Source organism: Streptomyces sp. NPDC005576 (assembly GCF_042871745.1).
Taxonomy (GTDB): Bacteria; Actinomycetota; Actinomycetes; order Streptomycetales; family Streptomycetaceae; genus Streptomyces.
This window is the reverse complement of record NZ_JBIAJC010000037.1, coordinates 1-13,397: the sequence shown is the minus strand read 5'-3', so window position 1 is coordinate 13,397 and position 13,397 is coordinate 1. Positions and strand designations below refer to the sequence as shown.

Here is a 13,397-nt window from a genome sequence, read left to right as displayed (position 1 = left end):
CCACAACCCGTCAGGAACCAACCGCAGCGACAGATCAGCACTCACAAACAACAATGATGCCGCACGTCACGGCATCACCACATGAGACATCCCCTAATACTGCAACGACACTTCGTGATGTCCTCTGCGTTTGTAATGGCTGATGCGAGCTCGGGCTTGGCTCTTTCTTCGCCATACGGACCAGGCGAGCACGTGCTGGAAACCGTGGTGGAGGGGAGCGGATATACGGTTGAAGAGTCGCCGGGCCTCATTCATGGTCACGGGTATGAGGGATTGCTCGCCATCGGTTTCGGGATCCCCTTTTTTGCCTCCGCTCGCAGGATGGCGAGGAAGGCGAGAGCGGCCATGGATAAAGTTATGTGCCGATACCACGCGGTATAGCTGCGGGCTTGGTAATGATCGAGTCCGTTCTCGTTCTTCGCGGCCTGGAAGCATTCTTCGACCATCCATCGGGATCCCGCGATCCGCACGAGTTCCTCCAGAGGTGTGCCAGCCGGGGAGAAGCAGATGTAGAAGGCGGTGTCCGCGGGATCGGTGAGGCTGCGGCGTGCCAGCAGCCAGTGGTCCCAGCCCTCTTCGCGCCAGGGCCGGATCGGGGCTGCTGCCCAGTCGTAAATCCTTGGCCCATGAGCGCCGTTGCCGCAGGCCAGGCGCGTCCACTCCTCGTCGGCAAGCCGACCGATCAGCTCGTGGGCGCGGGCCTGACCGAAGAATTCCATCGTGATGACCATCTGCGATTTCGGGACCGCCAGCACGTGAGGGATTTCGTGTTCCTCCAGCCATAGCCGGATTCGGCTTGTCTGGCCGTAGACAGCATCAGCAGTTACCCAGCCGAACGGGACCCCAGCCTCGACTGCGCGTTGCAGCATGCGCAGTCCCAGGTCCGGTTTGGTAGCGAACTCGACATCATCCTCGATGCCGGCTGCGCGGCAGCGTTCACGGTCCGCCGTCCAGTCCTTCGGAAGGTACAGTTCGCGGTCGATTAGGGCCCGCCCCTTCCCGGATCCGTAGGCCAGGAAGACCCCTATCTGGGAATTCTCAATCCGGCCGGCCGTCCCCGAGTACTGCCGGGCCACCCCCGCCGACCGGGTGCCCTTCTTCAGGAATCCCGTCTCGTCGAGGATGAGAATTCCCTGTTCGGGATCCCCGAGGAGTTCCACGACCGCGTCGCGGACATCGTCGCGCAGAGCCCCGGCGTCCCACACGTAGTGGTTCAGCACCCGCTGCATGCCCTGGGGGCCGCCGTCACCGACGGTCTCCGCCAGGGTCCAGCCGTTCTTGCGTTCCGTCTCGCTGAGCAGTCCCCGCAGGTAGGACACCACTCGCCGCCGCGACTCCACCCGCCCAAACCGGCCCGCGAACCGAGCCACGAAGTCACCGAATACATCTGACCATTCGTCAGCTATCTCTGTCCGCATGCAACGTCCAACGAGACAACGCCCCAGACGTCACGAAGTGTCGTTGCAGTACTAATACTGCAACGACACTTCGTGATGTCCTCTGCGTTTGTAGTGGCTGATGCGAGCTCGGGCTTGGCTCTTTCTTCGCCATACGGACCAGGCGAGCACGTGCTGGAAACCGTGGTAGAGGGGAGCGGAGATACGGTTGAAGAGTCGCCGGGCCTCATTCATGGTCACGGGTATGAGGGATTGCTCGCCATCGGTTTCGGGATCCCCTTTTTGCCTCCGCTCGCAGGATGGCGAGGAAGGCGAGAGCGGCCATGGATAAAGTTATGTGCCACGCGGTATAGCTGCGGGCTTGGTAATGATCGAGTCCGTTCTCGTTCTTCGCGGCCTGGAAGCATTCCTCGACACGACGGCTCCGCAGGTGGAGACAAGGTTTTGTCCTCCCCGCCGACGCGGGGGTGTTCCAACGACCGACGTGCACGGAATTCCGGACACGGCGTCCTCCCCGCCGACGCGGGGGTGTTTCGCCGGTGACGAAGGTCGGCCGCCCCGTGACGATGCGCATCAAGGCCGGCGACAACGTCGCTCCCGACCAGATCCAGGACGAACTAGGCCGTCACGGGTTCACTCGGGCGGGTGGCGCCCGAAGTTTGATGCAGCTTGCACAGGACGTACGCGCCCTGCCGGGAGTGCCGTTTGATCACTGCCACCTCCGGAACGTCGAGATTTTTGTCCCGTCCAAGCGGGGTCACATGCACGCTGAAGCTGCGTCAGCAAAGTTGTATACGCCCTTCAAGGACGACGCCACCCGCGCCCACCGCGTAGGGATGAGTGTGGGTGGCGTCGATCAGTGGAGGGTCCGGACGAAGGGGCAGCTACTCCCTCACCAGAAAGTGGAGGAGTGATTGACAGCCTTCAGGAACCGGAGCGGGCATGCACGCCTCCCGGCGCGGAGAGCGGGGACCAGGTGGTCAGAGAAGGTCGGGGTATTGGTTCCAGCCCCCGCCATCGATCAGGACACGTGCTTTGAGTGGCGTCTTGGTGACGCCGGTGCCCGCGTAGAAGAACAGCTGGCCCTTGGAGTTGGACGTCAGGAGGTCGGCGATGCCGTCGCCGTTGATGTCGCCCGGAGCGGCGAGGTTGGTGTACTGGCTCCAGCCGGGGCCGCCGACCTGGACGCGGGCGCCGAAGGGGGTGGCCGCTTTGCCGGTGCCGGGGTAGAGGAACAGTCCGGCGGAGCTGCGGGCCAGCAGGTCCGCGCGACCGTCGAGGTTGTAGTCACCGGCGCCGACCAGCTTGTTGTACTGGCTCCAGCCGCTGCCGCCGACCTGCACGCGGCCCTTCATGGAGAGGCCGTCGCCGTTGCCCGCGTAGAAGTACAGCGCGGTGGAGCTGCGGGCGAGCAGGTCGCTCTTGCCGTCACCGTTCAGGTCGCCGGGTCCGACGACCAGGTTGTAGGACTTCGAGCCGGCCGCGAGGTCGGTGTCGTTGTTGGCGTACTCGGAGGTGTTGTACAGGTGGCCGCCGTACGTGTCGTGCTTGATCACGGTGGGCCACCCGTCAGCCCGTAGCGCGACACTGTTGATGAGCTCGTTCTGAGTGGCCCAGAGCAAGCCAATCTGCTCTCTCTGCTCCAGTGTTCCAAGTCCGGTTCCGGTGTAGCGGTACAGGGTGCCTTCATCATTTCGGGCCACGATTCCGGTCTTGCCGAATGCCTGCATGTTGCCGGCGCCCGCGAGCTGCGCGATCGCACCGTAGTCATCGCCGACGAGCGCCCGGTCCTTGAAGGTTCCGGTCCCCTTGCCGTCGTAGGAGTACAGCCTGCCGTCGTAGCCGCGGGCCAGGAGGTCAGCGGTGCCGTTGCCGTTGTAGTCGGTGCCGCCGGCCAGCTGGTTGTACTGCAGCCAGCCCGTGCCCCCGATCTGGATCGGGGCCTGGAACGGGTACTTGTCGATTTCGCCGTTGCTGGGATAGACGAAGAGCCCGGAGGCATTGCGCGTCACCAGGTCGGCCAGGCCGTCGCCGGTGAGGTCGTCCGCGCCGACCAGCTGGTCGAACTGGCTCCAGCCGGCACCGCCGACCTGGATGCCCTTGCCGAAGTTGGTACCGGTGCCCGGGAAGAGGAACAGCCCAGCGGTGCTGCGGGCCAGCAGGTCGGGCTTGCCGTCACCGTTCAGGTCACCGGGGACGACGAGCTTGTTGTACGCCTGCCAGCCACTGCTGAGCGTGGTGTGGCCGGCGAGCCCGTATACGCGTGTGGCCGACGGACCGCCGCTGTGCAGGCAGAGATCTCCGGTGGCGGTCAGCGTCAGCAAGTCGGGCATGCTGTCGCCGGTCATGTCGCCCGGCAGCATCAGGTCCCGGACCTGGGCATTGCCCCGGGGAGTGACGATCGCGCGGCTGAAATCTTCCTCGATCCAGACGTCTCCCCACGTCTTTCGGTACACACGGTCGCCGGCGCCGTCGAAGTCGAAGTCGGCGCGCTGGGCGGCCGTGAAGGCGGTCGTGGAACGAGCCGTCGTGTTGCGCGGTTGGGGTGCCGCGGCGTTCTCGCCGCCCGGCACGGCGGCCGTGTCGGCGGTCTCGGCGTCGTTGCCGGCCGCGCGTGCGGTGATCGTCATCGAACCGCTGACCATCAGAGCTGCACACACGATCGCTGCCGATGTGGCCCTCTTCCGGGTCCGCCGGGACCCGGGTATTGCAGGGTTGGGCATTTTGCCTCCTGTGAAAAGACGACTCCACGGAGAGCAGCGGGCACGCCGGGGCCGACGCGCAGGTGTGCGGTGTCGGTGTCATAGTGCCGTCGACGTGCCTTCGGCGTCAGTCGTGACGTCGGCGGACGGCATGACGGAAACGAGAAATCCCCGACCAGCGGTGGTGCCCTCCCCAGGGTCGTGAAGAAGATCTATCCCGCCAAGGGCCGATCAAGCAAATCCCCATCGCCGGGTTCAACTTGAACGCCTGCGGCAAGGCTGCCGCGCCCCGGCAACTGGATCGAACGGCCTGACTCTACGGAGCCGCCCATGCATCTCACGCGGACCAGACCGCCGGGCGTTTGCCCGGCAGGTCGGCGCGCGTCGACGCCCGGCCGCGGCTGCTTGCCTGTTCGGTCAGAGTGTGCCGGACCGTAGAGCTCCGAGCGTTACGGCCCACGAGGCGGCGGAGAGCACGAGAACGGGGCTGTCGGGAAGCTTCGAGTCGCGGACTCCGACGTGGGCGTCCAGAGAGGCCACCTCTACGCACTCGTTGTTGGGGCCGCTGAAGCTGCTCTTGCGCCAGGTGGTGGCGTTCGTGGGCGGCGGCGGGGTGTTCATCGGGTGTGCTCCTGTCGTGCTGTGTCCAGAAGAGATCGACTGCGTTCGGTGTTTACGGCTTCCGACCGCAGGTAGTCAAAAGCGATCTTGTATTCCTGGACGTCGGCGGCCGCGTCGAGATACATCCCGCGCTTGTGCAGTTCGAGGTAGACCACGGCCATCGATGCCATCGGATCGGCGTCATCCCGGCCCAGCAGAAGGAAGTGGCCTCCGCCCGCGACGTGCCCGACGTCGCTCGGCAGGACTTGCAGGGTGATGTGGGGCTGTCGAGAGACGTCGATCAGGTGCCCGAGCTGCTCGGCCATCACCGCAGGGCCGCCGATCTTGTCCCGGAGGACGGATTCCTTCAGGACGACCCAGAGGTGGAGGCCGTCGGCACCCAGCACGGACTGGCGCTTGATCCGCGCGTCAACGCTGGCCTGGATGGTGGCCGCGTCGGTGCGAGGCAGGGCGGACTGATGGACTGCGAGAGCGTACGCGGGAGTCTGGAGCAGACCGGGGATGAGGAGACTCGCCCACACATGCTCGTAGGTCGCGTAGCTTTCGAACGACACCAGCGGCGACAGGATCTGAGGCAGTGCCGGGTCCTCCAGCCACCATCCCTCTTCGTGCGTGCCGGCCAGCCGTACGAGGCCGTCGCGCTCCTCGGCGGTGGCGCCGCACGCGTCGGCGATGGCCCGCAGGGTCGGTATGCGCAAGGCGGCACGGTCCTGCCACCCCTCGTACCGGTTGACCGTGCCGATGCTCACGCCGGCCTTTGCCGCGGCCTGAGCTTGCGTGAGTCGGGCGCGCTCACGCAGAACTGACAGAACTCGGCCGATCTGCATTCGGCCCGCAGGTCCTACCGACCTCGCCACGTTGCTCCCTCCCCGAGGCGCCGCCGGTCTCCGTGCGGCCCAGCAGAAGCGTACGCGGCAAGGGTCATCGTCGGCCCGCCCGGCCCATCAACCCTTCGGCGTAAGGAAGTTCAGCAGTGCAGGTACCGATCATTGAAATTCAATGGCAGGGTGTACGACAGCACAGAGCGTGTAACCGCCGCCGCTGTGCGTAATTCGCTGCGCGCTGATGGGCGCGCTGCACGGCCGAAGGAGGAACCCTGTGGCCCATTCCCAGGCTGTCGAGCGCGGTACGGCAACCACGCCGTCCGTGACGTCGGTCGAACGCGTACTGGAGTTCGCGGACGAGCAGATCGTCCGGTCCGCCCAGGCCCTGTGGCCCGAGGCGCAGATACATGTCCAGGAGAGCACGCCGAGCATCACCAGCTACGTACGGCAGGTCAAAGTGGACGGCGAGACCCTGTTCGCGAAGGTCTGCTTCCTTGGGGTCTCGTTGGTGTCAGTGCTGCGCGGTGCGTGCGGCGACTGGCCCGCAGTCCAGCAGGCCCACACCGCCTACAGCCGTTCCCCCGGAGCCCTGCTGCGGCGCGAGGCGGCGCAGCTGACCGCCCTGAGGGCGGCCGGACTGCGGGTTCCGCGGGTGGCCGGGTGTGACGGCGCGGTGCTGCTCACCCAGGCAGTCGTTGGCCCCACCCTCGCGGAGCTCATTGCGCGGGAGCCGCTGCGGACCGCGGAGTTGTTCGAGCAGGTCTTCGCCGAGCTGACGCCGGCGCTTCGCCGGGCGGGTGCGGGCGGCCGTACGGACAGCGTCCTGATCGGTGAGCGGTCGATCGCGGGGACGTTCCAGCGGAAGTTCAACGGCCTCTCCGGGCCGACGTACCTGGAGCACACGGGCCACGGGGCGGTGCTCGCCCCGGTCGTGGCCCGATTACGAACGGCGAAGCCGCTGCCCGTCATACCGTCGCTGCCCCTGGTCTTCGGGGACCTGAAGCCCGAGCATGTGGTGCGCACGCCGCGCGGGTTCGCCTTCCTCGACCCGGGGCTCCAACGGGGCTGGGGTAACACGGACCTGGCGAAGCTGCTCTCGCGAACCGTGCTCAACCTGGTGAGCGGCTCCGCGGCGGCCGACGACGCCCGCACCACGCTCGCGAGCATCAGCCGGTTCGTGTTCCTGACCCGCAACCGCCTGGACCCGGACGACCGGGACGTGTGGCTGCGCCACCTCGTCCTGCTGTGGCTGATGGACACCACGAACATCCTCACGACCTACCTGTCCGCCCAGTCCGGGCCCGAGGGCCTGCCGCTGCCGGAGCATGGCCGCGGCGTGGTCGAGCGGGCGTCCGTGATCGCCGAGATGCTGGAGCACGCGACCGCGTCCATGGCGTCGCGGGGTACGGCGTCGACGTGGTGGCGGACGTGTCTGGACGACGCGACGTGGGCGATGTCCGCGTGACCTCGATCGGGTTGATCGGCGCGGGGGCGGTGGGCCAGACGCTCGCCCCGCTCCTCGTGGCATCCAGCTGGTGCGACTCGCTCCTCGTCGCCTCCGGATCGGGCCGCACCGCCCGGGGACTCGTCACCGATCTTGAGGACATGTGCCAGGTGACCGGCTCCCCAGTACGGGTGAGCCAGTGCACCCCCGACCGAATGCTGACCTGCGACGCCATCGTGGTCTGCGCGCGGGCCGTGTTCACGAACACCGCCCGCCGGGACGTCCGGATGGCAGGGCTCACCGCCAACGCCCCGGTCATCAGCGCGCTGGCCCGCCAACTGGCCGGATACACCGGCATCGTGGCGATGGTGACCAACCCGGTCGACGCCCTGTCCCGGCTCTTCGCCGACGTGTCCGGCTGCGAGCGGGTCTACGGCGTCGGCTCGAACACCGACACCGCCCGCTACCGGATCGTCCTGGCACGCCACCTCGCCGTCCCCGTCGAAGCCGTCGCCGGGCACGTCATCGGCGAGCACGGCGACCACGCCGTCATCTGCGCCTCGTCCACCACCGTCCACGACCGCCCCGCCGAGTTCCCCCTGCAGGAGATCCGCGAGGACCTGGCCGCCCGCCCCCGCCGCATCAACGGCGGGATCGGCCGGACCCGTTGCGGCCCGGCCGGCGCCACAATCGCCGCCCTCGAACACACCCTCGGCATCACGGACGGGGTGATCGAGCTGTCCGCACGCTGGCACGCCGACAGCTGGCTCGGAATCCCCCTGCGCTTCCAGGGCGGCCACCCCACTGTGTGCCTCCCGCCCCTCAGCCCGGCCGAGGCGAGCAGCCTCGACGCCGCCGACACCAAGATCCGCCAGGCATACCGCCTCGTCGAGAACTCAGGAGAGACCGCATGACCGACTTCCGCGCTACCCGCATCAGCCCCACCGGGGGGCAGGCCGTCACCGTCGTCAGCCGGAAGGCGGCGGTCACCGACTGGGCGCTGCGCTACTTCGGCTCCTGGTGGAGCGCCGTCACCGTCGACCCGGCGGAGGCGAATGGCGCGGTGGCGGCCGCCGACGTCGACCCGGACCAGGTCGAGCAGATGACCGCGCACGTCACCGCGGCGGGAAACCCGGTGGAGACCGAGTTCGCGGGCGACTGGCTCCTCTACCGGGCGGACGAAGACGGCGTCGTGGCGGCCGCCCAGCCCGACAGCGGCCTCGCCTACCAGTGGAACCCCCACACCAGCCGCATGGTGATCGCCGGACGGGACGAGATCACCGTGGCGACCGCCGCCGCCCGCCTCGCCCGCGAGGTCGTACGCGGCCGGCTTCTGGCCGACGGCTGGCAGATCCTCCATGCCTCCGCCGCCACCCGCCCCGACGGGGCAACCGTCCTCGCCCTCGGCGACAAGGGCGCCGGGAAGACGACCGTCGGATTCCTCCTGGCCCGGGCCGGATGGCGCCTGCTCGCCAATGACCGGATCTTCGTCCGCGTCCTGGACGGCAGGATCCGGATCCTGCCGTGGCCCTCCGCCGCGGCGATCGGCTTCGGGTTCCTCGACTCCCTCGGCCTTTACGAGCCGGTCCGCCAACGAGTCCTCGACGGCGAACTCATGCACCCCACCCAGCACCAGCGAGTCACCGACGCCCTCGTCGCCGGGGACCGCACCCCGCTGTGGAAGGCATCCGGCAAGGAACTCAAGCCCCAGTTCTTCCCCGACCAGCTCACCACCTGGCTCGGCATGAAGCTCGCCGTCGAAGGCCACGCCGCCAGCATCCTCTTCCCAAGCATCCAGGCCGACGCCGACCCCGCGCTGACCGACACCACCCGCGGCGTCCAGACCAACGACTTCTTCAACGCGGCCACCGAGGACCGCTACCCCGACATCTTCGGACTGCTGCCCCTCACCGGCCTCACCCCCGAGCTGATCCGAGCCCTCGACGCCCTGCCGCACCAAGCCGTCGTCCTCGGACACGACACCGCTGCCGCGACCGCATTCCTGGAGAAGACCACCGCCCGCCTGCTGTGACCCCCGCCTTACATCGGCGCGTGAGGCCGCACCTGCCCTGGTGCGGCCTCACGCGCTTCGCCCTCAACTCCTCCCCGGCTCTACGGCCGAGGGCCTCAGGGCTATCTGTGTTGAATCCTGGCAGGCGGCCTACGGGCGCAGCCCAGATGCGGTGCGCGCTTACAGCGAAGCCATCAAGGCAGTGGAGTCGGCCGCCCCGCCCTCTGCTGCCTCGGTCGGAGCGAGGGCGGAAGCGGCTGGACGACCGGACGGTCCTCAATGGGATCATCTGGAAGTTCCGGACGGGTACGGCCTGGCGAGACGGGGCGCCCCCACGACGGCGTCCACCCACCTGGCGGCCGCAGTCGTCAGGCTGCGCGAGCGCGGCGTGATGGTCTCCGGCGACGACCAAACCAAGGTCCGCGCCGCGCTGGAGGGCCGGGCGGTCAAGTTCCTGCAGGACAGGAGCGGCGCGGCCGCGGGCAGGCTGCCGGTGGCGACATCGAGGGCTGCGGGCCATCGCCCGCGCCCGCCCCGACACCCTGATTGGCGCCCGCGAACCGCGGGGTCCGCAGAAGCTCGCCTACGGCGAAGCCCCCGGCGCGTTGCGGAACGTGGTCTACATCACACAAGGTTGGCCGCAACTCAACTCTCGCTCACGTCACACTAGTTATGGCACATGGCGGTAGAGGAATGCTCCCGACGTGTGATGCCGCAAGACGTGGAGGGGCGTCAAAAAGTCATGACGAAGAACAGAGTGTGGGGAACTGCTGCCGCAGTGGTGGCGGGCATCATCGGAGTCGCCGTATTCCAAGGCGTCTCGAACGATGCCTCCGCAGGCCACTCAGACAGCGCCGCGAAGCCGGTCACCGGGCCGGTACACACCAACGTGCACTCCTCGGAACTCACCGTGAAGGGGAACCGGGCCGATGTGCCCGAACGTGACACCGATCCCTTCAGCCTCATCGGTCTGTCATGGACCAAGCCCGCCGATGAGCTGCCGGGCAGTGTCGAAGTCCGTGCCCGGCGCGCGACCGACAGCAAGTGGGGCGAGTGGATCTCCTTGAAGGCCGATGGAGACGACTCCCGGCAGGAGGAGAGCACTCGAGGTGCTACGGAGCCGGTTTGGGTGGGCGCCTCCAACGGAGTGCAAGTGCGTGTCGACGGCAAAGGCGCCGGACTGCCTGCCGGGCTCCGCCTCGACATGGTCGATCCGGGGCAGGGAACAGCCACCCTCCCTGCGGAAAATGCCGCCTATGTGATGGACGATGAGCCGAGCATTACCCCATCGGCAACGGATTCCACTGCTCCGGCCGATGCGACCCCGGACCCGTCCATCACGCCGTCGGAGTCCGCTACCCCGTCGGTGTCCGCGACGCCGTCGCCATCTGTCCCGGCTTCCCCGTCGGCAACGCCATCCGTAACGAAGAGTCCCACGCCGACCGCGTCGCCGAGCTCGACTCTGCCGCCCGCGCCGACGTCGACCGCGCCGCGTCCCACGATTCTGACCCGGGCGCAGTGGGGCGCCGACGAGTCGCTGAACGACGAGGCACCCGAGTACGGCACTGAGATCAAGGTCGTGTTCGTCCACCACACCGTGGATGCCAACACCTACTCGTGCACCGAGTCCGCCGCAATGGTCCGTGCGATTCGTACTTATCACATGGGCCAAGGCTGGAAGGACATCGGCTACAACTTCCTCGTAGACAAGTGCGGCACGATCTTCGAAGGGCGCAAGGGAGGCGTCGATCGCCCGGTCATCGGGGCACAGGCCCTCGGATTCAACACAAATACCACCGGCATCGCCGTCCTGGGCGAGTACTCCTCCATCGACGCTTCCGCTGCCGCCAAGACCTCCATAGCACGCATCGCCGCATGGAAGCTCGGCCAGTACCACGCCGACCCCGCAGGGAAGGTTGACCTGACAGCCGGCCTGGACAACGGCAAGTTCAAGCTGGGACAGACGGCCTCCTTCAACCGGATCTCCGGCCACCGCGACAGCTACGCAACCGAGTGCCCCGGCAACAAGCTCTACACCTCCCTCGCCGGCATACGCAGCCTTGCAGCCGGCCCCGTCACCGGCCTCACCCTGCAGCCGTTCACCGGTGCCGCAACCTCGGGCACCACCGCCTACACCAAGGGCGCGGTCACAGCCCACTGGTCCCTCAGCACCCCGACGGCGTTCGTCAACCGCTACGACGTCATCGTCGACGGCAAGGTCACCGCGACCGCCGGCCCCACGGCCACCTCCGCACCGCTCACCCTCACCCCGGGCACCCACTCCGTGGCAGTCCGCGCCGTCCACGTCTCCGGCAAAATCGCGGTCACCGCCAACGCCACCGTCATCGCCGACACCACCGCCCCCAGTTTCACCACCAAACCCTCCCTCGCGCTGCGCACCGGAACCGTCAACACCACTGCCGTCCCGGTGACGCTCGGGTGGAAGGCCGGCGACAGCACCGCACTGAAGGAAGTACGCCTGACTGCTCCCTCAGCCCACACCTACGGGCCGACCACCATCAGTGCCGCGCTCACCTCGAAGTCCGGTACTTCCACCACGTGGTCGTTGAGCGCGTACGACCAGGCAGGCAACACCTCAGCCGCTTCGGTTGCCGCAACCTCGACGATCCTCCAGGAAACGTCCGCCAGCCGCACCGGGACTTGGACCACCAAGGCGTCCGGCAGTTACCTCGGCGGCAAGTCCTACAGCAGTAGCTCCAAGAACGCTTCCCTCACCTGGAAGTTCACCGGCCGCTCAGCGGCCTGGGTCGTTTCCCGTGCCGGAACCTCGGGACAGGCGTACGTCTACGTGGACGGCGTGAAGACGTCCACCGTGGATCTGAAGTCCACGACCACCAAGTACCGCGATGTGCAGTGGACTAAGACCTGGCCCACCAGCGGCACTCACACAATCAAAATCGTCGTTGTCGGCACCTCAGGTCGCCCGGCCATCACGACCGACGGGCTCGTCTACCTCAAGTAGCCGCCACCTCACCGATGAGGCCCGGACGCGGAACTGACACCGCGTCTGGGCCTCACGGCGCTACTCCACCTCCTACCCCGCTGGCTGGAGCTTCCGTCGCATGCCTCCCATATCCGTTCATCACGATTCCGCCTTCGCTCTCATCAACTCAAATAGGAGAACTAGGATCCCTTCATGCCTAATGATGGATAATCATGACTGACGATTGAAATCAAAAAACCGTTCGCTACAGGACCCGGAACTGACCGGGATGACCCGTCGGCAGCTCAACGAACTCATCGACGTGCTGACTTAAGCAATGCTGATTCAACGCGAGCAAGTGCTCCGCACCCACAGAGGCCACGAACGCCTGGTGGCCCCTGGCACAGGAGCCAAACCCAAGCTGGCCAACCCAGTCAGCACAGACCGCGGATCACGATCTACGGCTGGAGTACTAAGCTACCAACGAAGGTAACCCGAAAACCTTCCGCACATCCCAGGAAAGGCCGTCATGTCCCAGTGGATAATAACCGCACACACGTTTGATCCACCGCCCGCGATGCGCACGGTGTCGACCATCGAAGGAAACGAGGCAGTAGCTCTCCAAGGACTCCTTGAGATCGCAAGGACGTACAATCCCGACATTAAAAAAGTAACCCGCCGCGAGATATATAAATTCTCCGAACGTCAGTATCTGGTGCGTATTCATGGGAGTTCGAACCAAGTTGAATACGTCATCCAGTTGGGTGAGATGCTCGCCGAGACGCAATGACTGCACCTGCGGGTTTGCTCGGCAGGCTTGCTCGGTCGCGAGGGTGTTGACCTGTAAATAGTCTCCAACGGCTGCGAGCAGCCGACGAGATCGAACTCATCCTCTCGGCAGTGTCGTATGCTTAATTCCACACGCGATAGCCAGAATCATCACACAAAATAGCCTGAGGGGGCGGATATCCATATCCGCCCCCTCAGGGTGCAACGGGCTGAGATCGCTTACGCGAACCGATTACCTAGCGGTGGAGATCACCACCATTTGTGTCGGTTCCTGAATACTTTGTACCACCCCCATCCGGCTCCTGAAGCTCCTCCAACTCCTCCGAAACCGAAGAACCCGCCAGCTATGTGCATGCCACAGGAACGCCATCCCGGACGCTTGGAAACGCAGTACCCGACACCGTATGTCGCACCAATGCTTCCACCGAAATATGATCCGATGCTCTGGTACCGGCGGCCGATTTCCGCGGCACCTTTGAGGCGCCTTCTGGCGGTCCCCCAGTACGACTTCCTGTTCTTCCATCCTCGCCTAGCAACCCCCCAGCCCTTCTTGGCCCAACCCCAGCGGCTCTTGCCGTTGAGGTCGTATTGGTTGATGGGGTCGAGGGGGTAGGTGTAGGCGTTGGCGTTGCCGCCGGGGACGGGGTCGGTGGAGAGGAAGCGTC

General features: G+C 66.4%; 10 protein-coding genes and 1 pseudogene. 5 read left to right on the top strand and 6 right to left on the bottom strand.

Annotated features, from left to right (window positions below; genetic code table 11):
* Window positions 1-257: 257 nt before the first annotated feature.
* The 5 genes and pseudogenes from ACFYPN_RS33295 to ACFYPN_RS33275 form a co-directional block, all read right to left on the bottom strand.
* Window positions 258-1,418, bottom strand: coding sequence for an IS701 family transposase (locus ACFYPN_RS33295; protein ID WP_389303612.1), 1,161 nt, complete (start codon window positions 1,416-1,418; stop codon window positions 258-260).
* A gap of 205 nt (window positions 1,419-1,623) precedes the next feature.
* Window positions 1,624-1,815 (bottom strand): annotated as a pseudogene (locus ACFYPN_RS33290) (IS701 family transposase); the annotation flags it as partial.
* Window positions 1,816-2,377: 562 nt separating this feature from the next.
* Window positions 2,378-4,027, bottom strand: coding sequence for a VCBS repeat-containing protein (locus ACFYPN_RS33285; RefSeq protein WP_358766015.1), 1,650 nt, complete (start codon window positions 4,025-4,027; stop codon window positions 2,378-2,380).
* Window positions 4,028-4,516: 489 nt separating this feature from the next.
* Window positions 4,517-4,720: a DUF397 domain-containing protein gene (locus tag ACFYPN_RS33280; protein WP_358766013.1), complete on the bottom strand. Its 204-nt coding sequence runs from the start codon at window positions 4,718-4,720 to the stop codon at window positions 4,517-4,519.
* Window positions 4,717-5,547, bottom strand: coding sequence for a helix-turn-helix transcriptional regulator (locus tag ACFYPN_RS33275; RefSeq protein ID WP_358766011.1), 831 nt, complete (start codon window positions 5,545-5,547; stop codon window positions 4,717-4,719). Before ACFYPN_RS33275 ends, ACFYPN_RS33280 begins: the two co-directional genes overlap by 4 nt.
* A 271-nt stretch (window positions 5,548-5,818) precedes the next feature.
* On the opposite strand from ACFYPN_RS33275, the gene ACFYPN_RS33270 reads away from it, so the two are divergent.
* The 5 genes from ACFYPN_RS33270 to ACFYPN_RS33250 all read left to right on the top strand — a co-directional run bounded on the left by ACFYPN_RS33270 (window position 5,819) and on the right by ACFYPN_RS33250 (window position 12,733).
* Window positions 5,819-7,009, top strand: a complete 1,191-nt coding sequence (locus ACFYPN_RS33270; protein WP_358766009.1) for a hypothetical protein — start codon at window positions 5,819-5,821, stop codon at window positions 7,007-7,009.
* Window positions 6,973-7,902: a lactate dehydrogenase gene (locus tag ACFYPN_RS33265; RefSeq protein WP_358766007.1), complete on the top strand. Its 930-nt coding sequence runs from the start codon at window positions 6,973-6,975 to the stop codon at window positions 7,900-7,902. The genes ACFYPN_RS33270 and ACFYPN_RS33265 overlap by 37 nt, the downstream gene beginning before the upstream one ends.
* Window positions 7,899-9,020, top strand: a complete 1,122-nt coding sequence (locus tag ACFYPN_RS33260; protein WP_358766005.1) for a hypothetical protein — start codon at window positions 7,899-7,901, stop codon at window positions 9,018-9,020. Before ACFYPN_RS33265 ends, ACFYPN_RS33260 begins: the two co-directional genes overlap by 4 nt.
* 688 nt (window positions 9,021-9,708) lie before the next feature.
* Window positions 9,709-11,982: an N-acetylmuramoyl-L-alanine amidase gene (locus tag ACFYPN_RS33255; RefSeq protein WP_358766017.1), complete on the top strand. Its 2,274-nt coding sequence runs from the start codon at window positions 9,709-9,711 to the stop codon at window positions 11,980-11,982.
* Between the two features lie 490 nt (window positions 11,983-12,472).
* Entirely contained in the window at window positions 12,473-12,733 is a 261-nt protein-coding gene (locus tag ACFYPN_RS33250; RefSeq protein WP_358766003.1) for a hypothetical protein, read from the top strand.
* Between the two features lie 248 nt (window positions 12,734-12,981).
* Here the strand turns inward: ACFYPN_RS33250 and ACFYPN_RS33245 are convergent.
* Window positions 12,982-13,397 (bottom strand): hypothetical protein (locus ACFYPN_RS33245; protein WP_358766001.1); only part of this gene is annotated, 416 nt, incomplete at its 5' end.

Bases quoted from the DNA above. Each gene is read 5' to 3' on its own strand.
- ACFYPN_RS33295 (WP_389303612.1), bottom strand. From the start codon at position 1,418: ATGCGGACAGAGATAGCTGACGAATGGTCAGATGTATTCGGTGACTTC.
- ACFYPN_RS33285 (WP_358766015.1), bottom strand. From the start codon at position 4,027: ATGACGATCACCGCACGCGCGGCCGGCAACGACGCCGAGACCGCCGAC.
- ACFYPN_RS33280 (WP_358766013.1), bottom strand. From the start codon at position 4,720: ATGAACACCCCGCCGCCGCCCACGAACGCCACCACCTGGCGCAAGAGC.
- ACFYPN_RS33275 (WP_358766011.1), bottom strand. From the start codon at position 5,547: ATGCAGATCGGCCGAGTTCTGTCAGTTCTGCGTGAGCGCGCCCGACTC.
- ACFYPN_RS33260 (WP_358766005.1), top strand. From the start codon at position 7,899: ATGACCGACTTCCGCGCTACCCGCATCAGCCCCACCGGGGGGCAGGCC.
- ACFYPN_RS33255 (WP_358766017.1), top strand. From the start codon at position 9,709: ATGCCGCAAGACGTGGAGGGGCGTCAAAAAGTCATGACGAAGAACAGA.
- ACFYPN_RS33250 (WP_358766003.1), top strand. From the start codon at position 12,473: ATGTCCCAGTGGATAATAACCGCACACACGTTTGATCCACCGCCCGCG.